The organism is Micrococcus sp. 140720015-1 (assembly GCF_053627595.1).
Window position 1 is genome coordinate 1 of record NZ_JBSEYC010000002.1, and the last position, 23,830, is coordinate 23,830.

Annotated in this window: 26 protein-coding genes, 4 tRNA genes and 1 riboswitch; of the genes, 16 read left to right on the top strand and 14 right to left on the bottom strand. The window is 73.7% G+C overall.

The genetic code is table 11. The annotated features are described in order from the left end of the window. From ACUXPL_RS03205 to ACUXPL_RS03225, 5 genes are all read left to right on the top strand, one after another. On the top strand, positions 1 to 449 hold a 449-nt coding region (locus tag ACUXPL_RS03205), incomplete at its 5' end, for an arsenic resistance protein (protein ID WP_454181912.1). Between the two features lie 23 nt (positions 450 to 472). Further along, positions 473 to 901 (top strand): arsenate-mycothiol transferase ArsC, encoded by a 429-nt coding sequence (locus ACUXPL_RS03210; RefSeq protein WP_002855764.1) that lies wholly within the window; start codon positions 473 to 475, stop codon positions 899 to 901. A gap of 28 nt (positions 902 to 929) precedes the next feature. Continuing rightward, the gene (locus ACUXPL_RS03215; protein WP_454181914.1) at positions 930 to 2,267 is read left to right on the top strand and encodes an FAD-dependent oxidoreductase; all 1,338 of its coding nucleotides are present in this window, start codon (positions 930 to 932) and stop codon (positions 2,265 to 2,267) included. Positions 2,268 to 2,365: 98 nt separating this feature from the next. Then, positions 2,366 to 2,725 carry a Cd(II)/Pb(II)-sensing metalloregulatory transcriptional regulator CmtR gene (gene cmtR, locus ACUXPL_RS03220; protein WP_041102738.1) on the top strand — a complete coding sequence of 120 codons (360 nt, stop codon included), beginning with the start codon at positions 2,366 to 2,368 and terminating at the stop codon, positions 2,723 to 2,725. Next, complete coding sequence (locus ACUXPL_RS03225; protein WP_002855767.1) at positions 2,722 to 3,318, top strand: cadmium resistance transporter; 597 nt, start codon at positions 2,722 to 2,724, stop codon at positions 3,316 to 3,318. The genes cmtR and ACUXPL_RS03225 overlap by 4 nt, the downstream gene beginning before the upstream one ends. Positions 3,319 to 3,696: 378 nt before the next feature. Here the strand turns inward: ACUXPL_RS03225 and ACUXPL_RS03230 are convergent, their stop codons facing one another. The 12 genes from ACUXPL_RS03230 to ACUXPL_RS03285 form a co-directional block, all read right to left on the bottom strand. Continuing rightward, positions 3,697 to 3,825, bottom strand: a complete 129-nt coding sequence (locus ACUXPL_RS03230; protein ID WP_260493016.1) for a hypothetical protein — start codon at positions 3,823 to 3,825, stop codon at positions 3,697 to 3,699. Positions 3,826 to 4,061: 236 nt separating this feature from the next. Then, positions 4,062 to 4,280 carry a hypothetical protein gene (locus ACUXPL_RS03235; RefSeq protein ID WP_454181916.1) on the bottom strand — a complete coding sequence of 73 codons (219 nt, stop codon included), beginning with the start codon at positions 4,278 to 4,280 and terminating at the stop codon, positions 4,062 to 4,064. A 238-nt stretch (positions 4,281 to 4,518) separates the two neighbouring features. Continuing rightward, positions 4,519 to 5,001: a 6,7-dimethyl-8-ribityllumazine synthase gene (gene ribH / locus ACUXPL_RS03240; protein WP_454181918.1), complete on the bottom strand. Its 483-nt coding sequence runs from the start codon at positions 4,999 to 5,001 to the stop codon at positions 4,519 to 4,521. Next, the gene (locus ACUXPL_RS03245) at positions 4,998 to 6,311 is read right to left on the bottom strand and encodes a bifunctional 3,4-dihydroxy-2-butanone-4-phosphate synthase/GTP cyclohydrolase II (RefSeq protein WP_010078769.1); all 1,314 of its coding nucleotides are present in this window, start codon (positions 6,309 to 6,311) and stop codon (positions 4,998 to 5,000) included. The genes ribH and ACUXPL_RS03245 overlap by 4 nt, the downstream gene beginning before the upstream one ends. Further along, positions 6,308 to 6,964 carry a riboflavin synthase gene (locus ACUXPL_RS03250; RefSeq protein ID WP_454181920.1) on the bottom strand — a complete coding sequence of 219 codons (657 nt, stop codon included), beginning with the start codon at positions 6,962 to 6,964 and terminating at the stop codon, positions 6,308 to 6,310. The genes ACUXPL_RS03245 and ACUXPL_RS03250 overlap by 4 nt, the downstream gene beginning before the upstream one ends. Beyond that, positions 6,965 to 8,098, bottom strand: a complete 1,134-nt coding sequence (gene ribD / locus ACUXPL_RS03255) for a bifunctional diaminohydroxyphosphoribosylaminopyrimidine deaminase/5-amino-6-(5-phosphoribosylamino)uracil reductase RibD (protein WP_454181922.1) — start codon at positions 8,096 to 8,098, stop codon at positions 6,965 to 6,967. Continuing rightward, on the bottom strand, positions 8,095 to 8,799 hold the full coding sequence (gene pnuC / locus ACUXPL_RS03260; protein WP_004167571.1) for a nicotinamide riboside transporter PnuC: 705 nt from the start codon (positions 8,797 to 8,799) through the stop codon (positions 8,095 to 8,097). Before pnuC ends, ribD begins: the two co-directional genes overlap by 4 nt. An 82-nt stretch (positions 8,800 to 8,881) precedes the next feature. Next, a riboswitch (FMN riboswitch) is annotated at positions 8,882 to 9,026 on the bottom strand. A 94-nt stretch (positions 9,027 to 9,120) separates the two neighbouring features. Then, positions 9,121 to 9,792, bottom strand: a complete 672-nt coding sequence (rpe, locus tag ACUXPL_RS03265; protein ID WP_406891075.1) for a ribulose-phosphate 3-epimerase — start codon at positions 9,790 to 9,792, stop codon at positions 9,121 to 9,123. 16 nt (positions 9,793 to 9,808) lie between these two features. Next, positions 9,809 to 11,440 carry an RsmB/NOP family class I SAM-dependent RNA methyltransferase gene (locus tag ACUXPL_RS03270; protein WP_454181924.1) on the bottom strand — a complete coding sequence of 544 codons (1,632 nt, stop codon included), beginning with the start codon at positions 11,438 to 11,440 and terminating at the stop codon, positions 9,809 to 9,811. Beyond that, on the bottom strand, positions 11,437 to 12,519 hold the full coding sequence (locus ACUXPL_RS03275; protein WP_454182416.1) for a methionyl-tRNA formyltransferase: 1,083 nt from the start codon (positions 12,517 to 12,519) through the stop codon (positions 11,437 to 11,439). The genes ACUXPL_RS03270 and ACUXPL_RS03275 overlap by 4 nt, the downstream gene beginning before the upstream one ends. A gap of 14 nt (positions 12,520 to 12,533) precedes the next feature. Continuing rightward, the gene (gene def / locus ACUXPL_RS03280; protein ID WP_454181926.1) at positions 12,534 to 13,109 is read right to left on the bottom strand and encodes a peptide deformylase; all 576 of its coding nucleotides are present in this window, start codon (positions 13,107 to 13,109) and stop codon (positions 12,534 to 12,536) included. Then, positions 13,106 to 14,095: a cytochrome gene (locus ACUXPL_RS03285; RefSeq protein ID WP_454181928.1), complete on the bottom strand. Its 990-nt coding sequence runs from the start codon at positions 14,093 to 14,095 to the stop codon at positions 13,106 to 13,108. The genes def and ACUXPL_RS03285 overlap by 4 nt, the downstream gene beginning before the upstream one ends. Before the next feature lie 158 nt (positions 14,096 to 14,253). Between ACUXPL_RS03285 and ACUXPL_RS03290 the strand changes: the two genes are divergently transcribed. From ACUXPL_RS03290 to ACUXPL_RS03305, 4 genes are all read left to right on the top strand, one after another. Beyond that, positions 14,254 to 14,327: transfer RNA gene (locus ACUXPL_RS03290), tRNA-Gly, on the top strand. 18 nt (positions 14,328 to 14,345) lie between these two features. After that, a tRNA-Cys gene (locus ACUXPL_RS03295) sits at positions 14,346 to 14,416 on the top strand. 58 nt (positions 14,417 to 14,474) lie between these two features. Continuing rightward, a tRNA-Val gene (locus ACUXPL_RS03300) sits at positions 14,475 to 14,546 on the top strand. A gap of 28 nt (positions 14,547 to 14,574) precedes the next feature. Beyond that, positions 14,575 to 14,651, top strand: a tRNA-Gly gene (locus tag ACUXPL_RS03305). Between the two features lie 97 nt (positions 14,652 to 14,748). On the opposite strand, the gene ACUXPL_RS03310 is transcribed toward ACUXPL_RS03305, so the two are convergent. Then, positions 14,749 to 15,003 (bottom strand): SIP domain-containing protein, encoded by a 255-nt coding sequence (locus ACUXPL_RS03310; protein ID WP_454181930.1) that lies wholly within the window; start codon positions 15,001 to 15,003, stop codon positions 14,749 to 14,751. A 160-nt stretch (positions 15,004 to 15,163) separates the two neighbouring features. Between ACUXPL_RS03310 and ACUXPL_RS03315 the strand changes: the two genes are divergently transcribed. The 4 genes from ACUXPL_RS03315 to ACUXPL_RS03330 are packed head-to-tail and all read left to right on the top strand — an operon-like array spanning position 15,164 to position 20,563. Beyond that, positions 15,164 to 16,759 carry a pyridoxal phosphate-dependent decarboxylase family protein gene (locus tag ACUXPL_RS03315; protein ID WP_454181932.1) on the top strand — a complete coding sequence of 532 codons (1,596 nt, stop codon included), beginning with the start codon at positions 15,164 to 15,166 and terminating at the stop codon, positions 16,757 to 16,759. Then, entirely contained in the window at positions 16,756 to 18,081 is a 1,326-nt protein-coding gene (locus tag ACUXPL_RS03320) for a lysine N(6)-hydroxylase/L-ornithine N(5)-oxygenase family protein (RefSeq protein WP_454181934.1), read from the top strand. Before ACUXPL_RS03315 ends, ACUXPL_RS03320 begins: the two co-directional genes overlap by 4 nt. Positions 18,082 to 18,086: 5 nt before the next feature. Next, a complete protein-coding gene (locus tag ACUXPL_RS03325; RefSeq protein ID WP_454181936.1) occupies positions 18,087 to 18,731 on the top strand; it encodes a GNAT family N-acetyltransferase in 645 nt (214 codons plus the stop codon). Continuing rightward, complete coding sequence (locus ACUXPL_RS03330) at positions 18,728 to 20,563, top strand: IucA/IucC family protein (protein WP_454181938.1); 1,836 nt, start codon at positions 18,728 to 18,730, stop codon at positions 20,561 to 20,563. The genes ACUXPL_RS03325 and ACUXPL_RS03330 overlap by 4 nt, the downstream gene beginning before the upstream one ends. A 68-nt stretch (positions 20,564 to 20,631) precedes the next feature. Here ACUXPL_RS03330 and zapE read toward each other — a convergent pair whose 3' ends face one another. Beyond that, entirely contained in the window at positions 20,632 to 21,687 is a 1,056-nt protein-coding gene (gene zapE, locus ACUXPL_RS03335) for a cell division protein ZapE (protein ID WP_454181940.1), read from the bottom strand. Between the two features lie 222 nt (positions 21,688 to 21,909). On the opposite strand from zapE, the gene ACUXPL_RS03340 reads away from it, so the two are divergent. The 3 genes from ACUXPL_RS03340 to ACUXPL_RS03350 are packed head-to-tail and all read left to right on the top strand — an operon-like array spanning position 21,910 to position 23,825. Beyond that, a complete protein-coding gene (locus ACUXPL_RS03340; protein WP_350745284.1) occupies positions 21,910 to 22,803 on the top strand; it encodes a sulfurtransferase in 894 nt (297 codons plus the stop codon). 37 nt (positions 22,804 to 22,840) lie between these two features. Next, positions 22,841 to 23,299 (top strand): SufE family protein, encoded by a 459-nt coding sequence (locus tag ACUXPL_RS03345; RefSeq protein WP_454181942.1) that lies wholly within the window; start codon positions 22,841 to 22,843, stop codon positions 23,297 to 23,299. A 7-nt stretch (positions 23,300 to 23,306) separates the two neighbouring features. Next, positions 23,307 to 23,825, top strand: a complete 519-nt coding sequence (locus ACUXPL_RS03350) for an aminoacyl-tRNA deacylase (RefSeq protein ID WP_010078782.1) — start codon at positions 23,307 to 23,309, stop codon at positions 23,823 to 23,825. Positions 23,826 to 23,830 lie beyond the last annotated feature (5 nt).

The following is a 23,830-nucleotide window of genomic DNA, read 5'->3' on the forward strand; positions in this document are numbered from 1 at the left end:
TCGGTGAGCGAGCCAAGGGTCGGACCTGGTACGAGGAGCGGTTCCTCCCGAAGATCGGCCCCTGGGCGCTGTACGGGCTGCTGTTCACCATCGTGCTGCTGTTCGCCCTCCAGGGCGACGCGATCATCTCCGCACCGGGAGACGTGGCCCGCATCGCCCTGCCGCTGCTGGTCTACTTCGTCGTCATGTTCCTGGGGTCCTTCCTGCTCGGCCGCGCGATCGGCCTCGACTACGCGAAGTCCACGACCGTCGCGTTCACGGCCTCGGGCAACAACTTCGAGCTCGCCATCGCCGTCGCCATCGGCACCTTCGGAGTCACCTCCGGCCAGGCCCTCGCCGGCGTCGTCGGCCCGCTGATCGAAGTCCCCGTCCTCGTCGCCCTCGTCTACGTCGCCCTCGCTATGGGGCGGCGCCTGTTCCCCGGCGACACCACCGCCCCCACCCGATGACCCCACAGAAGGATGTCCTCCCGATGACCACGAAGCGCCCTTCAGTCCTGTTCGTCTGCGTGAAGAACGGCGGCAAGTCCCAGATGGCCGCCGCCCTCATGCGCCATCACGCCGGGGATGAGGTCGACGTGCATTCCGCCGGCACCCGCCCGGGCACCGCCATCAACGCCCAGTCCGCGGAGGCGATCGCCGAGGTCGGCGCGGACATGTCCTCCGCCGTCCCGCAGCCGGTCACCCCCGAGCTGCTGCGAAGCGTCGACCACGTGATCGTCATCGGCGACGAAGCCGTCATCAAACCCGTCGAGGGCATGACCGCGCCGGTCACGACCTGGCACACCGATGAGCCCTCTCAGCGCGGCATCGAAGGGATGGAGCGGATGCGCTTGGTCCGCGACGACATCGACACCCACGTCCGCAAGCTCCTGACCGACCTCACCGGCACCGCGAACTGACCGCCGCGCAGCAAGGAGACTCATCATCTTGACCACCGCAACGAACTCACATCCCATTGTCGTCATCGGCGCTGGCCCCATCGGCCTTGCCGCCGCTGCCCACCTCTCTGAGCGCGGCCTGCCGTTCCTGATCCTCGAGGCCGGGACCGCGGCAGGAGCCGCGATCGCCGAGTGGGGGCACACGCGGCTCTTCTCGCCGTGGCAGTACAACCTCGACGCCGCCGCACAGCGTCTCCTCGAAGCTGCCGGCTGGACCGCACCCGACGCCGACGTTCTCCCGACCGGTCACGAACTGCGCGAGCATTACCTCGAACCGCTCGCGCAGCTTCCCCAGCTCGCCGAGTCGATCCGCTACGGGGCGCGGGTCAGCGCCGTCTCCCGCGCCGGCATCGACAAGACCCGCACCGCACGCCGCGAGGAGACCCCCTTCCTCGTCCGGATCCAGACCACCGACGGGCACAGCGAAGACGTGCTCGCCTCCGCGGTCATCGACGCCTCCGGCACCTGGTCCACGCCCAACCCCCTCGGACAGGCCGGGCTCCTTGCTCCCGGCGAGCAGCAGGCCCGCGCCGCGGGCCACATCACCGCGCCGCTGCCTGACGTGCAGGGCCGCGACCGTGACCGCTTCGCCGGCAAGCGAGTCATGGTGACCGGTGCCGGCCACTCAGCCGCCAATACCCTGCTGGACCTCGCGGGCCTGGAGGCCGACACCACCATCATTTGGGCCGCTCGCACCGCAGACCTCACCCGCGTCTACGGGGGCGGCGACCAGGACGAACTCGCAGCCCGAGGAGCGCTCGGCTCGCGACTGCGCCAGCTGGTCGACTCCGGACGCATCGAGGTCCTCACCTCCTTCACCATCACTCGCTTCAGAGCCGACGACACGTTGACCGTCCACGCTGTGACCCCGGACGGGGAGCGAGAAGTGAGCGTCGATGTGCTGGTGCCCGCCACCGGGTTCCGCCCTGATCTCGGAATGCTCTCCGAACTCCGCCTGGCCCTGGACCCGGCCGTCGAAGCACCGTCCCAGCTGGGGCCGCTGATCGATCCCGAGTTCCACTCCTGCGGATCCGTCGAGCCTCACGGTGAGCGAGTCCTCGCCCACCCGGAGACGAACTTCTACATCGTGGGGATGAAGAGCTACGGCCGCGCCCCCACCTTCCTCATGGCCACCGGCTACGAACAGGTCCGCTCCATCGCAGCAGCCCTGGCCGGCGACCGCAAAGCAGCCGACGCAGTCCACCTCGAACTACCCGAGACCGGCGTATGCACCACCGACCTCGGTGGCAGCTGCGACGCCCCAGCCCCAGCCGGCGACGCCTGCTGCAGCAGCCCGCAACTGATCGAGCTCTCCGTCGGCCGATGAGCAAACAGCGGGACGGCACGACGTTCTGTGCCGCCCCGCTGGGGCATAGCTTTACGAGGCGACACTGTAAGTTCAGCTCATACTGTATAGTTCAGTGAATGCTGACTATTGCCTCTCGTGTTGACGTGATGAACCGGTTGGGCCGGGCGATGGCCGACCCCACCCGGTCGCGGATCCTGATGACCTTGCTGGAACGGCCGGCATACCCGGCCGAACTGGCGCGGGACTTGGGGCTGACCCGGTCGAACGTGTCGAACCACCTGGCGTGCTTGCGAGACTGCGGGATCGCGGTCGCCGTTGCCGAGGGCCGCCAGACCCGGTACGAGATCGCCGATGCACACCTGGCGCGGGCGCTGACTGCTCTGGTCGAGGTCACCCTCGCGGTGGATGAGAGTGCCCCGTGCCTGGACCCGGCCTGCTCCGTGCCCGGCTGCTGCGAGAAGGGGGTGGGCGCGTGATCCTGTCCTCAGCCCTCCAGGCGATCGGTCTGTTCCTGGTTACCAACATCGACGACCTCATCGTGCTATCCCTGTTCTTCGGCCGTGGTGCGGGCCAGCGTGGGACCACCGTCCGAATCCTGGTCGGCCAGTACCTCGGCTTCGCCGGCATCCTGGGTGCGGCAGTGCTCGTGTCCTTGGGCGCGGGCGCGTTCTTGCCTCCGGGGGTCATCCCCTACTTCGGGCTCATCCCGCTGGGCCTGGGAGTGTGGGCGGCCTGGCAGGGGTGGCGCAGAGGCGAAGACGATGATGACGCCAAGATCGAGGGCAAGAATGTCGCCGTCTGGACCGTGGCCGGGGTGACCTTCGCCAACGGCGGGGACAACATCGGCGTCTACGCCCCGGTCTTCCTCAGCGTCGGCCCGGGGGCTGTGGCTGCCTACTGCATCGTGTTCCTGGCCCTGGTCGCGGTGCTGGTGGGCCTGGCCAAGTTCGTCGCCACCCGCAGACCGATCGCTGAGGTCCTGGAGCGCTGGGAACACATCCTGTTCCCCATCGTGCTGATCGGCCTGGGTTTCTTCATCCTGGTCAGCGGCGGGGCCTTCGGTTTCTAACCACGCTTCCTGATCGGCGGCCACCACCACAAAGAGATCTCCGGGCATTGTCGATGCCGACGTCCTGGCGATCGTTGCTGGCCCCAGCTTGCGAACAGTGTCGTTCCTGGATGGACGGTCCTTGCCGCCACGTATCTCAGCAAGAATGCCGCCACATACCTGCAACAGTCACAGCCAGACGGCCGAAGACTGACGTCAATCAGTGCGCCACAACACCGGCCCCAGCAGGGTTTGTAGCAGACGCCTTTCAGCCTGCCCACGTTGCGCAGGGAACACGGGGCCAGCACCCAGGACGCACAGGGGTCCTCAGCCCTGGAAGGGATAGGCGTCTCCGATGGCCTGGAGGATCAGCTCAGACCCCTCGACCTGTCGCACCGGTCAGTGCATCAGGTGCGCGCGGACCAAGGCCTCGATGACTGCTGCTTGGCCGGGCGTTGCCGGGTTCGTTGCGGCCTTTCGACGCACCACGTCGCGGATCGCTTCGGGCACCCGCACGTTCAGCGCCACGGTCGGCGCCCCACGCCGGGCCAGGGGCGCGTACCCGCCGGCCGGGACCGAGGCTGTTGCCGGTTCTGCGGGGATCACCGCTCCGGGGGCCGGGGTCTGGGGGGCCGGGGTGGGCTTGCGTCGCTGTGCTCGCAGGCTCAGGTCGGGTTCGAACTGCTTCTCGTTCGTGCGGTGATCCTTTCGGAGATGAGGCCAGCCAGGTCGGCGTAGGCGGTGGCGACGGGTTCGCCCTTCTCCTAGCGGCCCAGCCAGTCGCAGGCCAGACGCGCTTTGGGGACGATGGAGCAGGCCAGCACCAGGGGGGTGAGCAACAGCCCGGTCTCGCGCAACTCCTCGACGGCGACGGTCTGATCCTTGGGAGTGATGTGATCTCGATAGTCCGAGACGACGATCCCCACCTCGGCCAGCCGGTCTGCAGCTCGCCGCAAGGCCATGGACTGCTTGAACGCGGCCACGCTCCGGCGATCGATGACGGGCCGTGGATGCCCCGAGCAAGACGAAGGGCGGGGGCTTCGCGTCTCCGCCTCGACCGTCGGGTCCCCTCCCCCTCCGGCCGACCCCATCCATGACGGCGAGCGGCTGCCGGCGTTCCGGACGGGCACGGCTGACCGGCCGGCGCTCACCCCCACCGGCCCCTGGGACAGGGCCCCATCAAGAGCAGCCGACTCACCAGGCCGCCCCGCCCGGCCATCCTCAGTCCCGCGGCGTGACCGAGCGCAGGGCGAGCTCGGTGAGCACCGCCGCCTCGAGGGCCTCACGGCCCTTGTCCTCGCGGGATCCGGGCAGGCCCGCCCGGTCGCGGGCCTGCTGCTCGGTGTCCACGGTGAGCACGCCGAAGCCCACGGGAACGCCTGTGCGCACCGAGACCTCCGTCACGCCCTGGGTCACGGACTGGCACACGTAGTCGAAGTGCGGGGTGTCCCCGCGCACCACGACACCGAGGACCACGACGACGTCGAAGCGCTCCGCCAGCCGCGCCGCGGCGACGGTGAGCTCGACGGTGCCGGGCACGCGCACGAGCACGGGCTCCAGGCCCAAATCCGCCGCGGCGGCCTGCGCCCCGGCGATCAACCCGTCCATGATCTCGGTGTGCCACTGGGCGGCGACGATCGCCACGTTCAGGCCGGTCCCAGCGGCGGGGTCGGGGGTGAAGGTCGGGGCTCCGGCGCCGCTCATGGGGTGTCCTCCTGGTGGGTGGGGTGGGTCGGGTCGGTGGTCGGGTCATCGGCCGGCGTGGCGGGGCCGCCGGTGGCCGTCGGCGGTTCGAGCACGCGGTCCGCCAGGGCGTGGGCCATGCGGTCCCGCTTGGTGCGCAGGTAGACGACGTTGTGCTCGGTGACGGGCGTGGGGGCCGGGACACGCTCGACGACGTCGATGCCGGCCGCCCGCAGCCCCGCGACCTTCGCGGGGTTGTTGGTGACCAGGCGGATGCGCCGATGGCCGGCGGCCGTGAGGACGGCGGCAGCCCCGGCCCAGTCGCGCGCCTCGGCGGGCAGACCGAGGGCGAGGTTGGCCTCGACGGTGTCCATCCCCTCCTCCTGGAGCCGGTAGGCGCGGATCTTGTTGGCCAGGCCGATGCCGCGTCCTTCGTGGCCCCGGAGGTAGAGGACGGCGCCGCCCTCGGCCGCCGCGCGGGCCAGGGCGTCCTCGAGCTGGGGGCCGCAGTCGCAGCGCAGGGAGCCGAGCACGTCGCCGGTGAGGCACTCCGAGTGCACGCGGACGGTGAGGGGCCGCTCCGGGTCGGTCTCCCCCGCCACGAGCAGCAGGTGCTCGGCCCCGGTCTCGGCGTCCACGTGCACGCTCACGCGGAACAGGCCGTGCCGGGTCGGCAGGGTGGCCTCGGCGGGGACGGCGGTCAGGGCCGGCGTCGTCTCTTCCAGGTGGGCCACGAGGTCCTCGATGGAGATCAGCACGAGGCCGTGCTCGTCGGAGAACTCCCGCAGGGCGGGCAGGCGCATCATGGTGCCGTCGTCGTGGACGAGCTCGGCGATGGCGGCCACGGGCGCGACGCCGGCCAGGCGGCACAGCTCGACGCCGGCCTCGGTGTGGCCGCGGCGGGCCCGGACGCCGCCGGGGACGGCGCGCAGGGGGAACACGTGACCGGGCCGGGTCAGGTCACCGGGGGCGGCACCGGGGTCGGCGAGCACGCGGAGGGTGCGGGTGCGGTCGGCGGCGGAGATGCCGGTGGTGACGCCGGCGGCGGCGTCCACGCTCACGGTGTAGGCGGTGCCCTTGGGGTCCTCGTTGACGGTGGTCATGGGCGGCAGGGCCAGACGGTCGGCCAGGCCGGCCGGCAGGGGCGCGCAGATGACGCCCGAGGTGTGGCGGACGGTGAAGGCGGTGACCTCGTCGGTGGCCAGGGCGGCGGCGTAGATCAGGTCGCCCTCGTTCTCGCGGTCGGCGTCGTCCACGACGACGACGGGCCGGCCGGCGGCGATCGCGGCGATCGCCGCGGGGACGGGGTCCAGACGGATGTGCTCGCTCACGGACGGGCCTCCTCGGTGGGTGCGGCGGGGGCGGACGGGATGAGCGCGAGACGCTCGGCGTACCGGGCGAGCACATCGGTCTCGAGGTTGACGCGGTCGCCCGGCCGCAGGGCGCCCAGGGTGGTGGCCTCGAGCGTGGCCGGGATGATGCCGACCTCGAACCAGTGCGCGGCCGCGCCCGGGTCGGAGACGGCGGTGACGGTGAGGGAGACGCCCTGCAGGGCGATGGCCCCCTGCGCGGGGACATAGCGCGCCAGGCGGGCGGGCAGGCCGATGCGCAGGGTGGTCCAGGCCCCGTGTGGGGTGACCGCGAGGACCTCGCCGGTCCCGTCCACGTGGCCCTGGACCACGTGCCCGTCCAGGTGGTCGGTGGGGCGCAGACAGCGCTCGAGGTTGACCCGGTCCCCCGGGGCGCGGTCGCCGAGGCTGGTCATCCGCAGCGTCTGGCCCATGAGGTCGGCACGGAACACACCGGGGCGCTCCGTGGGCTCGTCGAGGGCCGTGAGGCACACGCCGTCGACGGCGAGCGAGCCGCCGGCGGGCAGCCCGTCGAGGGCGCCGCCGGCGTCGAGGGTCAGCAGGGCGGTGTCGGCGGCCGTGTCGTGCTCGAGGGCGACGACGGTGCCGAGATGGGTGACGATGCCGGTGAACACTCAGTCCTCCTGGAAGCGGGTCGGGGCGGGGGCGGTGGGCAGGCGCGGGGCCGGCACGGGGCTCAGGTGGGTCCAGACGTCGTCCCCGAGGGCACGGACGGGGCCACCCTCCGCGGGGTCAGGGTGCCAGCGCAGTGCCCCGGACAGCGTGGCGATGTCCAGGCCGGCGACGGCGGCGCGGCCCGGGCCGAGCAGCAGGGGCGCGGTGTAGACCATCAGCTCGTCCACGAGGCCGGCGCGCAGCCACGCGCCGAGCACACGGGGCCCGCCCTCGATGAGCACGTGCTCGGCACGGCGGCCGTGGGGCCAGGGCCCGGGATGGGCGGCGAGCGCGGCGAGGACGGCGTGCGGGTCGTGGTCCGGCACGTGCAGCAGGACCGGGTGCGCGCGCAGGGCGGCGCCGTCGGGCACGGGCCGGTGACCCTGGACGACGGGCACGGGCTGGTGCGCGAGTTCGGCGCCGGCGGCGTCACGGGCGGTGAGGCGGGGGTCGTCGGCCAGCACGGTCCCCGTGCCGACGACGATGGCGTCGACGCGGGAGCGCACCTCGTGGGCGTGGACGCGGGAGTCCGGGCCGGTGATCCACTGGCTCGTGCCGTCGGCGGCCGCGGCGTGGCCGTCGAGGGACTGGGCGAGGTGTCCGGTCACCCACGGACGGCCTGCGTCGCGGACCTCGCGCCAGCGGGCGGTGAGCGCGAGTGCGGCCGCCTCGCCGGTGGGGCTGGTGACGTGCACCCCGTGCGCGGCGAGGCGGGCCGCGCCGCCGCCGTCGTGGCCGGTGGGGTCCGCGACGGCGTAGCGCAGTGCGCCGATCCCCGCGTCCAGGACGGCCTGCGAGCAGGGGCCGGTGCTGCCGGTGTGGTCGCAGGGCTCGAGGGTGACGTGCAGCGTCAGGCCGGCGGGGTCGAGGGCGGCCAGGGCCGGATCCGTGGAGCGGGCGGCCCGCCAGCGGGTCAGGGCGTCGACCTCGGCGTGGGCGGTCCCCCGTCCGCGGTGGTGGCCGACGGCCAGGACGCGGCCGGCCTCGTCGGTCAGGACGGCCCCGACGAGGGGGTTGGCGCCGCGCACGCCGCGCAGCGCGGCGCGGACGGCGAGGTCCATGGGGTCGGCGGACGGGGTCTCGGCGGCGCTCATCGGGCGACGTCCCCCTCGGGGCCGTCGGGCAGCAGCGTCTCCACGGCGGGCTTGTCCCGGTCTGTGGCGCGCAGCCACACGAAGAAGCCGATCAGGGTGAAGGCGCCGTAGAAGGCGTACATCACGGCCGAGGCGTAGTAGCCGGTGCTCCACAGCAGGGGCACGCCGACGACGTCCACGGCCACCCAGATCAGCCAGAACTCCACCCAGCCGCGCGCCATGCCGTAGGTCGCCAGCAGCGATCCCACGAACGTCCAGGCGTCCGCCCACACCGGCTCCCACGAACCCAGCGCGCGGAACACGGGGGTGAGGGCGACGGTGCCGACCGCCATGGCCGTCACGAGGAACACGCGCCCGCGCCAGCCGGCCCACTCCGGGGTGATGGCGGGAGCGTCCTCGGCGTGGCCCCGGCGGGCCTGACGCCAGCGCGCCCAGCCGTAGACGGAGACGGCGATGAACATGACCTGTCGGCCGGCCTGCCCGAGCAGGGTGGCGTGATCGGCCCCCGTGAACAGGGAGGCGAGGAAGACCGTCAGCAGGATGAGGTTGCCGAGGATGCCCACGGGCCAGGCCCAGACCCTGCGCGCCATGCCGCCCAGGGCGGAGGCGAGGCCGAAGACGTTGCCCAGCACCTCGCGCATGAGCAGGCCGCCGCCGGCGACCGGGATGGTCCAGTTGAACGCGTCCACCAGCCAGTCCATGACCGTGACGCCACCTCCTCGGATCGGGACTCCGAGGGGTGCGCTCCGCAGCCCTCCCGCGCAGGGCGCGGAACGGCTCCGCCGCGTGCCTCTCCCATCCCGACTGTACGGTCGGCACCGGAATTCCACCGGTCAGGCCGCCCGGCGCCGCCTCGGATGAGGACGGGCCGTGCGGTTAGCGGGCTGTCACCGCCGGTGCGGACTTCCACCGCATCTCGGAGCACGTTGCTGTCCTGCAGTATCGCACGCCCGGCCGGCCGCGCATGCCGGACGTCACCGGGCGACGTACGGCGCGGCGGGCGGGCGACCGCGTCTCCGGGGTCAGTGGCAGGCGCGGGCGGCGGCGGTGCGCAGGCCGACGAGCGCGGCGTCGGGGTCCTCGGCGCCGAACACCGCGGAGCCGGCCACGAACACGTCGGCCCCGGCCTCGGCCGCGCGTTCGATGGTCTCGCGGTTCACGCCGCCGTCGACCTGGAGGGCCAGCGGGGTGGGCCCGCCGTCGAGGGCGCGGCGGGCCCGACGGATCTTCGGCAGCACGACGTCGAGGAACGCCTGCCCCCCGAAGCCGGGCTCCACGGTCATCAGCAGGAGCATGTCCAGCTCCGGGAGCATGTCCAGGTAGGGCTCGACCGCGGTCGCCGGCCGCAGCGCCATGCCGGCCTTCGCTCCGGCGGCGCGCAGCTCCCGGGCCAGCCGGACGGGCGCCGCCGAGGCCTCCGCGTGGAAGGTCACGGACTCGGCCCCCGCCTCCGCGTAGCCCGGCGCCCAGCGGTCGGCGTCCTCGATCATCAGGTGGATGTCCAGCGGCAGGTCCGTGGCGCGGCGGATCGCCTCGACCACGGGCAGGCCGAGAGTGAGGTTCGGGACGAAGTGGTTGTCCATGACGTCCACGTGCACCGCGTCCGCGCTGGGGATGCGGGCCAGCTCGTCGGCGAGGCGGGCGAAGTCCGCGGACAGGATCGAGGGGTGCAGGCGCGGGGCGCGGGCGGTCATGGTCGGGTCCTCTCGGTCAGGCGCCGGGGGCGCGCAGCAGGGCCAGGAACATGGCGTCGGTGCCGTGCCGGTGCGGCCAGAGCTGGGCCGTGCGGGCGACCACGTCTTCCGGCTCCGGCGCGCCGGCGGGTTCTGCCTCGTCCAGACGCAGGTCGTCGAGCGCGACGGCGTCGAGGGCGGTGCGGGCGTCGAGCAGCTCCAGCTCGGGGTGGCGGCGCATGAGGTCCTGGACCTGGACGACGGTCTCCGCGACGTGCGGGGAGCAGGTGGCGTAGGCGAGCACGCCGCCGGGGGCCAGGACGGCGACCGCCGCGTCGAGCAGCTCGGCCTGCAGGCCGGTGAGCTCGGCGAGGTCGGCCGGGGTGCGGCGCCAGCGCGATTCGGGACGACGGCGCAGCGCACCGAGGCCGGTGCAGGGGGCGTCCACGAGGACGCGGTCGAACGCCGGGGCTGCCTCGGGGGCGTCGGCGAGCGTGCGGCCGTCCCCGGCCCGGACGGTCCAGGCGCCGGCGGGCACGGCGGCGAGTGCCTGCCGGACGAGGTCGGCGCGGTGCGGGGCGACCTCGTTGGCCACGAGCGTCGCCCCCCGCTCGGCGGCGAGGGCGGCCAGCAGGGCCGCCTTGCCGCCGGGGCCGGCGCACAGGTCGAGCCAGCGCTCGGCGCGACCCTCGGCCGCGGGAACGGGCGCCTGGGCCAGGGCGCGGGCGGTGAGCTGGGAGCCGGCGTCCTGGACGCGGAGCACGCCCTCGCGCACCCCGGGCAGGCGGCCGGCGTCGCCGCCGGAGTGCAGGGCGGAGTCCGGGGCCAGCGGCCCGGGCTCGGCGCCGTCGTCGAGGGCCGCGGCGAGTGCCTCGGCCCCGCCAGCCACGGGCAGGGCGACGAGGTTGACCACGGGCGGGGCGTTGTCCGCCTCGAGCAGGGCGGCCAGCTCGGCGTCGCGGTCGGCGGTGTGGCGGGTGCCGCGGTGGGCGGCCAGGGCCTGGCGCAGCGCGCGGACGATCCACACCGGGTGCGAGGTGCGGACGGCCAGGGCGGCGTCGCCGCCGTCGGCGGGGGCGACGTCGGCCAGCCACTCCTCGAGGGGGCGTTCGGCGACCCGACGCAGCACCGCGTTCACGAACCCGGAGGCGCCGGCCCCGATCTCGGCGCGCACGAGGGAGACGGTGGCGTCGAGGGCGGCGTGGGCGGGCACGCGCATGCCCAGCAGCTGGTGGGCGCCGAGCCGCAGGGCGTCGAGCACGGGCGGGTCGATCCTCTCGAGCGGGCGGTCCACGCAGCGGGCCAGGATCGCGTCGTACAGGCCGAGCCCGCGCAGGGTGCCGTAGGCGAGTTCGGTGGCGAAGCCGGCGTCGCGCCGGTCGAGGCGGGCCTGGCGGATGCGCGCCGGGAGGACCAGGTTCGCGTACGCGTCCTCGGCGTGAACGGAGCGGACCACCCCGAACGCGACGCGGCGCGCCGGGTCGGCGGTGCGGGAGCGCTGGGACGGCGCCTGCGCCGAGTACTTCCGTCCCGCGCCCGAGCGACCCCGGTTGCGGGTGCGCCCCTGCGCGTCGCGGCGGTCCTGGGCGTCCGGCCGGGGTGCGCGGCCGCCTTCCCCGCGGGCCCCTCGCTCTCCCCGGCCCTGTCCTGCCTGTCCTTCGCGGCTCATGCGCGTGCCTCCTCGTCCTGTGCCGCGGCGTTCCGCGCGGCCTCGCGTGCCGCCGCCCGGGCGGCGGCCTCCTGGCGGGCCTGTTCTTCGTGGTGGGCGAGCGCCTCCCCGGCCAGCAGCGCGGCCCCGGCGGCGGCGCCGCGCGCCCAGTCGGCGGCCGGCATCAGCTTCCTGCCCGCCGGCTGGACGCGGGAGAGCCGGACGGCCCCGCCGGCGGTGCGCAGCCAGGCGGCCTTCGCGGCCATCAGGATCTGCCCGGGAGCCGCGGCGTCGAGGGCGGAGGGCCAGCCGTCGTCACCGGCGCGGACCGGGGCGACGCCGTCGAGCTTGAAGCGGGCCGGGGCGGCGCCGTCGGCGGCGGTCAGCCAGCCCCAGGCGCCGGGCTCCGGGGTGACGCCGTTGATCCGGGCGGCCACCTCGGCCGCCGGGCGGGCGGGGTCCACCAGGCCGTCTGCGGCCGTGAGCTTCGGCGCGTGGGTGGGTTCTCCGCGCTGGGGCGTGGCCGTCGCGGTGCCGGCCGCCAGGCGGTCGAGCACGTCGATCACGAGCGGGCCGCCGCGCTCGGCGAGGTCGGTGAGCACGGCCCCGGCGGTCTCGTCGGCCGCGACGGGGCGGGTGAGCCGGGCGAAGACGGGCCCGGTGTCCAGGCCCTCTTCGAGCTGGAACACGTCGGCGGCGATCTCGGTCTCCCCGGCCATCACGGCGCGCTGGACGGGGGCGGCGCCGCGGTAGGCCGGCAGCGCGGAGAAGTGCAGGTTGAGCCAGCCGTGGCGCGGGATCTGCAGGGCCTCGGCGGGCACGAGCGCCCCGTAGGCGACGACGACGGCCACGTCCGCCTCGAACGCGCGGATCGCCTGGAGGACATCGGCGCCCCCGGGTCCGCGGAGTCGGTCGGCCTTGAGCACGGTCAGGCCGGCCTCCTCGGCCACGACCGCGACCGGCGACGGGGTCAGCACCCGCCGGCGCCCGACCGGGGCGTCCGGCCGGGTGAGCACGCCGACGACCTCGTGGGGCGAGTCGAGCAGGGCGCGCAGCACGGGCACGGCGGTCTCGGGCGTGCCGGCGTAGAGCACGCGCAGGGGTGTCGGGACGGTCATCGGGCGGCTCCTGTTCCGGCGGCGGGGGCGCCGAAGACCGAACTGACGGCGGCGGCGCGCGCGGCCCCGATGCGGCGAGCGGCGCGGTCCACCTCACCGGCGCGCATGCGGCGGCGGGCCTCCCGGCGTTCCTCGCCGTCGAGGCGGTCGACGTAGAGGATCCCGTCGAGGTGGTCGGTCTCGTGCTGGAGACAGCGGGCGAGCAGTCCGGTCCCCCGGTGCTCCACCGGGTTCCCGTCCACGTCGGTGCCGCGGACGACGGCCTCGGCGGCGCGCGCCGGGTGGTAGCGCAGCCCGGGCACGGACAGACACCCCTCGCCCGGCTCCCGCAGCGCCTGCCCGGCGGTCTCGAGCACGGGATTGACCACATGCCCGGCGACGCCGGCGACGTCGAACACGAAGACGCGCAGACCCACGCCCACCTGGGGCGCGGCCAGGCCCACACCCCCGACGGCGTGCATCGTCTCGATCATGTCCGCCACGAGGGCGCGCACGTCCGCACCCGCGGGCACGGGCGACGCGGCGGTGCGCAGGACGGGGTCGGGGACGGTGCGGACGGGCAGGACGGTCACGCCGTCACCCTATCGCCGCCCTCGGCGGCGGACGCCGGGCGCGACGACGAACCGTCGGGCACCACGTCCGGAGCGGCGTGGGAGCCGCCGCCGAACGCCGCGGCGCGCACGGCCTGCAGGCCGGTGGCCGCCGACGCCGGGACCGACGGCGGAGGCGGGCCGATGACGCGGAGCGCGGGGCCGGCGTCGTCCACGGCCTGCGCGTGCTTCCAGACCTGGCGCAGGGCCCAGAACTTGTGCCAGTGGCGGGGCAGCACGCCCGGGTTGGCCTGGTGCACGGCGACCTCGGTCTCCCCCAGGGCGACGCCGAGCAGCATCTCGGCCTGGCCGTGCCGCCACTCCTCCCAGGTGCCGGCCTCGGGATCCACGAGGGACTCCTCCGCCTTCAGGCCGGCGGTCAGCTGCATGACCACCTTGGGGTCGAGCGCCTTGACCCGTCCGTCCCGCCCCGTGCCCTTCGTCTTGTAGTCGATCAGGCACAGCCGGCCGCCGATCCGGGCGACAAGGTCCAGCGTGCCCGCGTAGCCCACCGTGTGGTTCCAGACGGTGATCTCGGCCGCGATCGGCCGGACGTCGTAGAGGTCCCACCACTCGTCGAAGCGGTCCGCGTAGGCGCCCTCGCCGTGCTCGATCAGCCGGGCCCGGGCCTCCGCCATGGTGTGGGGGCGGCCGAGGGCGCGCTGGGCGACCTGCTCGGCGTAGTCGTGCACGCGGTCCCCGCGCTCGGCCGCGGCGTCCCGGTAGCGGGCGGCGGCGTCGGCGGACTGCCGGGCCACCTGCTTCAGGCGCGCCGCGGAGCCCACGGATTCCGTCAGGCGCGGATCCTGGGTCACGGACTGGGCCGCCATCCACCCGACCCAGCCGTCCAGGTCCGTCTTCTCCATGCCGATCACGGTGGTGATGGACGGGACCTCGGGCAGGCCCGAGAGGGAGCGCGCGTACATGCGTCCGTGGGGGGTCTGATGCGCGAGGCGTGGCTGGGTCATGGTCAGCCATTCTGGCAGGGTCCGCGGACCCCCGACGGGGTGGCCCGACACGCCAGCGGACGCCGATTTTGCATCCGGGCGGAGATGGCCTAGAGTTCTTTCTCGTTGGAAAACGCAGGTGAGCGGCTCAAACGAGCGGATCCCGGCGGCACCGACACGCGGATGTAGCTCAGTTGGCTAGAGCGCCACCTTGCCAAGGTGGAGGTCGCGAGTTCGAATCTCGTCATCCGCTCGCTCAACCTTCACCCCTGGTCGGGTGGCCGAGAGGCGAGGCAGCGGCCTGCAAAGCCGTATACGCGGGTTCGAATCCCGTCCCGACCTCGCAGGCTTCTCCGACCGGGAGTGGCGGCATGTTCACCACCTCCTCGGAGGTGGACGAGCGCGATTGGCGCAGCGGTAGCGCGCTTCCCTGACACGGAAGAGGTCACTGGTTCGAACCCAGTATCGCGCACGGAGACGATCCGCGAGGATCGACTCAGGCGGATGTAGCTCAGTTGGCTAGAGCGCCACCTTGCCAAGGTGGAGGTCGCGAGTTCGAATCTCGTCATCCGCTCCACACACGAAGGGCCCCTCCTGACGGAGGGGCCCTTCGTCGTTCCGGGGCGTGTGGTCGGCCTCGCGCGCGGAGCCCGGACGCCGACCGTCGGACGGGATCAGAGCCGCGGGCCGTCCACCCGCCAGTAGCCGCTGAACATGATCGCGCGCTTCGGTGCGATGCCGCGGCGGACGATCACCCGCCGCGCCGCCGTCGCGAGCGATTGCTCGCCGCGCGCCCACGCGTGGTCACGGCCGGGCACCTCCAGGACGACGTCCATCCGGCCCCCGCGCGGCGTGCGACCCTGCGCGGCGGGTCGGGCATCACGAGCGCCCACCCCGGCAGGCGGGATGAGGACGGCGGAGCTCGTCATCCGGTCCTCGTAGGTGGGTCTGACCGACCCAGCAGCACTCTCTTTGAATACGTCACAAGATCGTTGCGTATTTGCTTTCTTAGGTAAGGCTTCCCTACTGTGCGGGACGTCCTGGCGCACGCCGCCCGGAGCCGACGACCCCCTCACGGAAGGCCCTCCCATGCCCCCTCGCCTGTTCGGACTCGGCGATCCCGCCGCCTACCTCGACGCCACCGGCAGGGCGGCCCAGGTGGCCGTCGACACCGCCTACGACCGCGCGGGGGTCCACCCCGACACCCCGTCCATGCACCTGGCCGACGCCGTCGACGCCGTCGACTTCTCGCATCCGACGGGCAGCCTGGACGACGCCCTCGCGGAGGTCGCGGAGCTCTACGCCCACCAGACCACCGCCTACCACCACCCGGGCTACGCCGCTCACCTCAACTGCCCGGTCCTGCTCTCCAGCACCGCGGCGGACACCGTGCTCGGGGCGCTCAACACGGCGGTCGAGTCCTGGGACCAGGCCCGCTCCGCGGCGCTCATGGAGCAGCGGCTCCTGGCCGAGGTCGGACGCTGGTGCGGGTTCCCCGCCGGCGACGGCGTCTTCACCTCCGGAGGGTCGGCCTCCAACCTGCAGGCCATGACGCTGGCCCGCGGCCGCGCCGTGCAGCGTCTCACCGGCCACGCCGGGCTCGCCGACCTGCCCGCCAAGGCGCTCGGCTCGCTGCGCGTCTTCGTCAGCGCCGCCACGCACTACAGCATCGCCAAGGCAGCCGGCCTGCTCGGACTGGGCCGCCACGCCGTGGTCGTCGTCCCCACCGACGCCGCCGGGCGCCTGGACCCCGGGGCCCTGGCCGCGGCGGTCGAGCGTGAGGTGGCCGCCGGTGCCGTGCCGATGGCCGTCGTCGCGACGCTGGGGACCACCGACCGCGGCGCCATCGACCCGCTGCCGGCCATCGCCGACGCCGCCGAACGCCACGGGATGTGGGTCCATGCGGACGCGGCCGTGGGTGGGATCCTCGCCGTGAGCGCGGCGACGCGCCACGAGGTGCCGGGACTGCACCGTGCGGACTCGGTGACGATGGACTTCCACAAGACGTTCTACGTGGGGCTGGCCTGCAGCGCGCTGGTGGTGCGGGACGCCGAGAGCCTGCGCCATGTGACGGTGCACGCGGACTACCTGAACCCAGAGGACAGCGTCCATCCGAACCTGGCGGATCGGTCGCTGCAGACGAGCCGCCGGTTCGACTCGCTCAAGCTGTGGCTGACGCTGCGGGAGCATGGGGCCGAGGCGGTGGCGTCCCTGTTCGCGGGGGCGCGCGAGCGCACGCGGCGCGCGTGCGGGATCCTGCGGGCCCGGCCGACGTTCGCGGTGCTGGAGGATCCGACGCTGGTGACGGTGCTGTTCCGGGTACGGGCCGAGGGACTGTCGGAGGAGGAGTGCACGGCGGTGCAGGCGGCGACGCACCGGGAGCTCGTGGCCGGCGGGCGCGCGCTGATCGCGACGACGGTGGTGGACGGGGTGCCCCATCTGAAGTTCACGATCCTGAACCCCGCGGTCACCTCGGGCGAGCTGGAGGCGCTGGTCGACGTCGTGGAGGAGGCGGCGCTGCGGCACGTCGACGCGGTGCGGGCCGGCCGTCATCGGAGGCGCCGGGTGGCGCGGACCCGTCCGCATGTCCCGTCGGCCTCCGTGTCCTGCACGCTTCCCTCGTCGGCGGGAGCACGTCCGTCCGCGGCGCGCGTGGACGAGCACGGCGAGCAGGTGTGCGCATGAGCCCGGCGTCCACGTCCCCCCGCCGCGTGCTCGCGATCGGGCTGGGCCCGTTCAACCTGAGCCTGGCCGCGCTGGCCCACCCGCTGCCCGACGTCGAGGTGGAGGTGGTGGAGAGCCGCGACGCGTTCGTGTGGCACCCGGGCATGATGTTGCCGGGCGCGCAGATCCAGGTGCCGTTCCTCGCGGACCTGGTGACGTTCGCGGACCCGACCTCCCCGTACTCGTTCCTGGCGTATCTCAAGGCGATGGGCCGGCTTCACCGCTTCTACATCCGGGGTTCCTGGTACCCGCTGCGGCGGGAGTTCTCGGACTACTGCGCGTGGGTGGCGGCCCAGCTGCCCGGCATCGCCTACGGGACCACGGTGACGGCGGTGCGGTGGGACGAGCAGGCGGACGAGTTCGTGGTGGAGGCGGCGTCCGCGGCCGGGACCAGCACGCACCGGGCCGACCACGTGGTGGTGGGCACGGGCACGGTGCCGTCCCTGCCCGTGCCGCTGGCACGCGTCGCGGAGGAGTCGGTCCGGGTCGGCGCGTCCCCCGTGGTGCACACGGGCGAGTACATGGGCCGGCGCGAGGACATCGCCGGGGCCGGGTCGGTCCTGGTGGTGGGCAGCGGCCAGTCGGCGGCGGAGTGCGCCCTGGACCTGCTGAACGCGGGCCACCCGGACCTCACGTGGGTCACGCGCTCACCCCGGTTCTTCGGCATGGAGGTCGGCCAGCTGACGCTCGAGCTGACCTCGCTGGACTATGAGCGGCACTTCGCCACTCTGCCCCGGGCTCGGCGGGACGAGATCAACGCGTCCCACCGGTCCCTGTACAAGGGGATCAGCGAGTACACGATCGAGGACGTCTACCACGCGCTGTACGAGCGCCAGGTGGGTCCGCTGGACCCGGCCCGGCTGTGGCCGGGCACGTCGGTGGCGGACGCCCGCCTGGTCGCGGGCCAGGGCGCGCCCCGGGTGGAGGTCACCCTGCGCGACGAGGAGACCGGGGTGACCGCGCGGCACGTGGTGGACCGCGTCGTCGCGGGCACGGGCTACCGCCACCCGGACCATCCGTTCCTGGAGCCGGTGCGGCACCTGCTGCGCGTGGAGGACGGTCGGACGACGGCGAACGCGGACCACGCGATCGACGTGAGCGGCCGCCGGATCTTCGTGCACAACACCGCCGAACAGCCCCTGGGTCTCACCGGCCCGGACCTGGGCATGGCGGCGGAGCACAGCGGCCGCATCCTCAGCACGATCGCCGGCCGCCAGGTCTACGCGCAGGCCGAGTCGATCGCGTTCCAGGACTTCGGTGCCGTCGCGGCGGGCGTCCGGTGACCGCCGTGACGCCGCCGCAGACCACCGTGGACGGCGCGGCCGCGAGCGCGGCCCGTCGTGTGGAGCTCCGTCCCGTGGGCGCACAGGACCACCCGCTGCTGCACCGGTGGGTGACGTCCCCGCACGCCGTGTACTGGGAGATGACGGAGGCGGGCCTGGCCGACGTCGTGGCCGAGTACGAGGCGATCGCCGCGGACCCGCACCACCACGCGCATGTGGGGCTCGTGGACGGGACCGCGACCTTCCTGGTGGAGGTCTACGACCCGGCCCACTCGGAGCTGGCCGGACGGTATGCGGGTGCGCCCGGCGACGTCGGCCTGCACGTGCTCGTCGCCCCGACGGACACCCCGGTGCCCGGGACCACGGACCTGGTGATGGCCGCGGTGGTGCGCTGGTGCCTGGCCCAGCCGGGGGCGCGGCGCGTCGTCGTCGAGCCCGACGAGCGCAACGCCGCCATCCGGGCGAAGAACCTGGCCGCCGGGTTCACCGAGCTCGGGCCCGTGGCGCTGGGCTCCAAGACGGCGATGCTCTCGATCGCCACGCCCGAGTCCTTCGCCGCCAGCCGGATCGGCGCCCTCGCCGCCGGACTGGACCTCACCCTCCCCGAACCCCCGTTCCTCCTCACCCCCGACAGGAAGGTGTCCGCATGACCACCGTCCCCCCGTCCTCCCCGTCCCGCCTGGACGCGCTGACGGCGCCGACCGCCCGGCGCGCCCACCGGCTGCTCGTCGCCAAGGCGATCCGCGAGTTCACCCATGAGCGGCTCCTGGCGCCGGTGCGCGGCGAGCAGGTCGACGACGCCGGCCGCCACGCCTACACGCTCACCCTGGGCGGGGTGCGGTGGACGTTCACCGCGCGTGCCCTCCCGCTCGAGCACCTCGGCGTGGATCCGGACTCGGTGCGCCGTGCCGGGGATCCGGACGCGGTGGCCGTCGACCGCTTCGTCCTCGATGCGGCCGAGGTGCTCGGGCTGGCCGGCGAGGCGCTGGACGTCTACCTCGAGGAGCTCGCCTCCACCTTCGCCGCCCGGTGCCACACGCTGGCCGGCGAGCGCCCGTCCGCCACCGACCTGGTGGACGCGGACTACACGGCGGTGGAGGCCGCCATGAGCGAGGGGCACCCGGGCTTCGTGGCCACCAACGGGCGCATCGGCTGGGGGGCCGCGGAGTACGCGATGTTCGCTCCCGAGGGCGGGCAGGCGCTGCACCCGGTGTGGCTCGCGTTCCCCTCCGAGCTCGGGGGACGGTGGACCTGGCCCGAGACCGCGAGCGCGGGCGCCGCCGTGCCGGCGCTGCCCGCGCCGATCACCGAGGCGGTGGCGGGCCTGTGGGCGGAGCGGGCGGTGGCCCTCGACGTGGATCCGGAGGCGTACACGCTGATCCCGGTGCACCCGTGGCAGTGGGAGCACCGGATCCAGGTGGCGTTCGCCCCCGACCTCGCCGCGGGGCGGCTGGTGCACGTGGGCGAGGACCCGGACGCGTTCACGGCCATGCAGGCGGTGCGCACCCTGTTCAACGCCAGCGACCCGCACGCCCCGCAGCTGAAGACGGCGTTGTCCGTGCAGAACATGGGGTTCGTGCGTGGCCTCTCCCCCGCGTACATGTCCGTCACCCCGGCGATCAACGCGGTGGTGGCCGACCTCGTGGACTCCGACCCCCTGCTCACGGGGTGGGGCTTCGGGGTGCTGCGGGAGTACGCCTCGGCCGGGTACACCGGGGACGCCTTCCATGCCGTGGGCTCGAAGGGTCCTCGCACGAAGATGCTCGCCGCCCTGTGGCGGGAGAGTCCGCTGCCGCGCCTGGCGGAGGGCGAGCGGGTCATGACCATGGCGGCGCTGCTGCACCGGGACGGCGAGGGCCGCTCCGTGGCGGGGGCACTCGTCGAGCGCTCGGGGCTGACGGCGGCGCAGTGGCTGCACGGGGTGGTCACGGCCTACGTGACCCCGCTGGTGCATCTGGCCGCCGCCTACTCGACCGTGTTCATGCCCCACGGGGAGAACATCGTGCTCCGCCTGCGTGAGGGACGGGTCACCGGCGCCTTCCTCAAGGACATCGGGGAGGAGGTGGTGGTCGGCGCGGACGGCGTCCCGCTCACGGAGCAGACCCGGCGCATCCGCATCGACCTGACCGACGAGGACCTCTCCCTCTCCTTCTTCACGGACATGCTGGACGGCGTGCTGCGCCATCTGGCCGACGTGATGGACGCGGACGCCCTGCTGCCGGCGGAGGAGTTCTACGCCGTGGTGGGGCGGGTCCTCGCCGAGTACACGGCCCTGGGGGTCGCGGATGTGGAGCGCCTCGGCCTGGACGCGGAGGACTTCGCGCACTCGTGCCTGAACCGGCTGCAGCTGCGGAACGCCACGCAGATGGTGGACCTGACGGACCCGTCGGGCTCGCTGCTCTACGCCGGTCGCCTGGCCAACCCGGTGGCCGCACCGCTGCGCCGCGCGCTGGCGGAGCTCCGGCAGGACACCGCGGCATGAGCGTAGGCCGGCGACGGCGCGCACCCGCCTCGGTGCGCGCCGTCGCCGTGCCGGTCAGGGGCGGTGGCTCACTTGTGCTCGGCCACGCCCGTCTGCCCCTCCCGGACCAGGGCGGTCATGCGGGAGACCGTGCGGAAGTACTTCTTCATGTACCCGCCGTGCATCATCTCCTGCGTGAACAGGGCGTCGAAGGGCACGCCGGAGGCGAGGACGGGCACGTCCTTGTCGTACAGGCGGTCCGCGAACACCACGAAGCGCAGGGCCGTGGCCTGCTCCGTGATGGTGTGCACGTCGTGGAGGGCGAGCACGTCCACGTCCTTGACGAGCTCGCGGTAGCGGGAGGGATGCACGCGGGAGAGCATCGCGGTGAGGTCCGCGAAGTCGTCCACGGCGAGCACGCCCGCGTCGGGGAAGTTCTCCTGGGCGGTGGCCTCGACGGCGGCGTCGTCCAGCGGCGACGGGGCGGCAGAGAGGCCGCGGTGGCGGTAGTCCTCGCCGTCCACGCGGATGACCTCGAACTGGTCGGCCAGGACCTGGATCTCGCGCTTGAAGTCCTGCGCCGCGAAGCGCCCCTCGCCGAGCGAGCCCGGCAGGGTGTTGGAGGTCGCCACCAGGCGCACGCCGGCGTCGGCCAGCTCGCGCATGAGGCGGGACATCAGCACGGTGTCCCCCGGGTCGTCGAGCTCGAACTCGTCGATGCACACGAGGGTGTACTCCTTGAGCTCGTCCACCGCCTTGCGGAAGGACAGGGCGCCCACGAGGTTGGTGTACTCCACGAACGTGCCGAACGCCTTGGGCCCGGGGGCCGCGTGCCACGTCGAGGCCAGCAGGTGGGTCTTGCCGACGCCGAAGCCGCCGTCGAGGTAGATCCCGGCCGGCCCCGCCGCCCGCTTCTTCCCGCCGAACAGGCCGCCGAGGAACCCGCCGCCCGTGCCGCCCCGGCCGAGGTCTGCCGCGAACCGGCGCAGCCGCTCCACGGCCTGTGCCTGCGAGGGGTGCGCGGGGTCCGGGATGTAGGTGTCGAAGGACACCGTGCCGAAGCGGTACGAGGGGTGGAAGCCGGCCAGCAGCTGGTCCGGGGTGACCTGCGGCGAACGGTCGGCGAGGTGGACGATCTGAGCCACGGGACACTCCCAGGGTCGACGACGGGGATTCCGGCCCATGCTATCGGGCCGCGGACCCGACCCATGTGACCTCGCGTGTCCTGGACTGAGGGGCCCCTACCCTCTTACGTGACACCGACGTGCCGTAATCTGGCGCGCAGGGCACGGACACGGAACCCGCCGTCGTCGTGCCGCCCGCCCCGGGCCCGTGCGGGCCCGCCCGACGCGAAGGAAGGCAGTGCCATGACCGATACCGCCGCGAAGTTCTCCGAGTACGCCCACCCCGAGAAGCTGGTGTCCACGCAGTGGGTCGCCGACCATGTCGGCGACGAGGACGTCGTGGTCCTCGAGTCCAACGAGGACGCTCTCCTCTACTCCACCGGCCACATCCCCGGCGCCCAGCGCGTCGACTGGCACACCGAGCTCAACGACCCCGTCAGCCGCGACTTCGTCGGCCCCGAGGCCTTCGCCGAGTTCGCCGCCTCCAAGGGGATCTCCCGGGACACCACCGTGGTGTTCTACGGCGACAAGTCCAACTGGTGGGCCGCCTACGCCCTGTGGGTGTTCACCCTCTACGGCCATGAGGACCTGCGCCTGATGGACGGCGGCCGCGACAAGTGGATCGCGGAGGGACGCGAGACCACCCGCGAGGTCCCGACCGTGGCCCGCGCCGAGTACCCGGTGATCGAGCGCGACGACCACACCGAGCGCGCCGCCCGCGAGGACGTCCTCAAGGCCATCGGGACCACCCCGCTGATCGACGTCCGCTCCCGTCCCGAGTACACGGGCGAGACCACGCACATGGCCGGCTACCCGCAGGAGGGCACCCTGCGCGGCGGCCACATCCCCACGGCGGCGTCCGTGCCGTGGGCGTCCGCGGCCAACGAGGACGGCACCTTCAAGTCCCGCGCCGAGCTGGAGCAGGTCTATCGCACCGACGCCGGGCTGCAGGAGGGCGACGACGTGATCGCCTACTGCCGCATCGGCGAGCGGTCCTCCCACACGTGGTTCGTGCTCAAGTACCTGCTCGGCCACGAGGACGTCCGCAACTACGACGGCTCCTGGACCGAGTGGGGCAACGCCGTGCGCCTGCCGATCGCCGTCGGCGAAGAGCCGGGCGAGGCCCCCGCGCGCTGAGCCCTCGGCACGGCGTGGATCACTAGACTGGGACACCATGACCGAGAACCACGCCGTGCCCGCCGCCCTGGCCGAGATCATCGACGACTTCGCCGGGGTGCCCGATCCCGAGAAGCTCGAGCTGCTGCTGGAGTTCTCGGACGAGCTGCCGGTGCTGCCGGAGCGCTACGACGGCCACGAGGCCGAGATGGAACAGGTCGTGGAGTGTCAGACCCCGCTGTTCCTGGCCGTCGAGCTCGAGGGCGAGCCCGGCCCACAGGCCCCGGTCCGCCTCTTCATCACCGCTCCCCCGGAGGCGCCCACCACGCGCGGCTTCGCCTCCGTGCTCACCCAGGGCCTGGACGGGCTGAGCGCCCTCGAGGTCCTGGACGTGCCCGAGGACATCCCCACCCGCCTCGGTCTGGCCCAGGCCCTCACCCCCCTGCGGCTGCGCGGCATGTCCGCCATGCTCGGCCGCATCAAGCGCAACGTGCGCGAGCAGGTCGGGATCGCCTGAGTCCGCCGTGGGCCAGCGCAAGAAGGATCGCGGCGCCCGGCACGGGGCGGCCACGCCGGCCGTCGCCGCCCTCGAGGCCGCCGGGGTCCCGTACCGGCTGCATACCTTCGACGTGGCCCTCGACGCCGGCGGCGAGCGGTTCGGAGTCCAGGTCGCCCGGGCGCTCAGCGTGCCCGCCGACCGACTGTTCAAGACGCTGATGGTGGCGGACCCCGACGGCGCGCTCGCCGCGTGCGTGGTGCCCGTGTCCGGTCAGCTGGACCTGCGGGCCGCCGCCGCGGTGCTGGGCGTGAAGCGGCTCGCCCTGGCCGATCTGGCCGTCGTCGAACGCCGGACCGGCTACGTGCGGGGCGGCGTCTCGCCCCTGGGCCAGCGCCGGCCCCACCCCGTCGTCCTGGACTCCTCCGCTCTCGACGCGGAGCTCATGTACGTCTCCGGCGGGCAACGCGGCCTGGATGTGGAGATCGCCCCCGCCGACCTCGTGCAGGTGACGGGCGCCGTCGTCGCGGAGATCGCGGCGGGGTGACGGGC

What these genes read in the sequence shown, in the direction of transcription:
- ACUXPL_RS03210 (WP_002855764.1), top strand. Translation starts at nt 473, where the DNA reads ATGACCACGAAGCGCCCTTCAGTCCTGTTCGTCTGCGTGAAGAACGGC.
- cmtR (WP_041102738.1), top strand. Translation starts at nt 2,366, where the DNA reads ATGCTGACTATTGCCTCTCGTGTTGACGTGATGAACCGGTTGGGCCGG.
- ribH (WP_454181918.1), bottom strand. Translation starts at nt 5,001, where the DNA reads ATGAGCGGCGCCGGAGCCCCGACCTTCACCCCCGACCCCGCCGCTGGG.
- ribD (WP_454181922.1), bottom strand. Translation starts at nt 8,098, where the DNA reads ATGAGCGCCGCCGAGACCCCGTCCGCCGACCCCATGGACCTCGCCGTC.
- pnuC (WP_004167571.1), bottom strand. Translation starts at nt 8,799, where the DNA reads ATGGACTGGCTGGTGGACGCGTTCAACTGGACCATCCCGGTCGCCGGC.
- rpe (WP_406891075.1), bottom strand. Translation starts at nt 9,792, where the DNA reads ATGACCGCCCGCGCCCCGCGCCTGCACCCCTCGATCCTGTCCGCGGAC.
- ACUXPL_RS03270 (WP_454181924.1), bottom strand. Translation starts at nt 11,440, where the DNA reads ATGAGCCGCGAAGGACAGGCAGGACAGGGCCGGGGAGAGCGAGGGGCC.
- ACUXPL_RS03285 (WP_454181928.1), bottom strand. Translation starts at nt 14,095, where the DNA reads ATGACCCAGCCACGCCTCGCGCATCAGACCCCCCACGGACGCATGTAC.
- ACUXPL_RS03310 (WP_454181930.1), bottom strand. Translation starts at nt 15,003, where the DNA reads ATGACGAGCTCCGCCGTCCTCATCCCGCCTGCCGGGGTGGGCGCTCGT.
- ACUXPL_RS03315 (WP_454181932.1), top strand. Translation starts at nt 15,164, where the DNA reads ATGCCCCCTCGCCTGTTCGGACTCGGCGATCCCGCCGCCTACCTCGAC.
- ACUXPL_RS03320 (WP_454181934.1), top strand. Translation starts at nt 16,756, where the DNA reads ATGAGCCCGGCGTCCACGTCCCCCCGCCGCGTGCTCGCGATCGGGCTG.
- ACUXPL_RS03330 (WP_454181938.1), top strand. Translation starts at nt 18,728, where the DNA reads ATGACCACCGTCCCCCCGTCCTCCCCGTCCCGCCTGGACGCGCTGACG.
- ACUXPL_RS03340 (WP_350745284.1), top strand. Translation starts at nt 21,910, where the DNA reads ATGACCGATACCGCCGCGAAGTTCTCCGAGTACGCCCACCCCGAGAAG.
- ACUXPL_RS03345 (WP_454181942.1), top strand. Translation starts at nt 22,841, where the DNA reads ATGACCGAGAACCACGCCGTGCCCGCCGCCCTGGCCGAGATCATCGAC.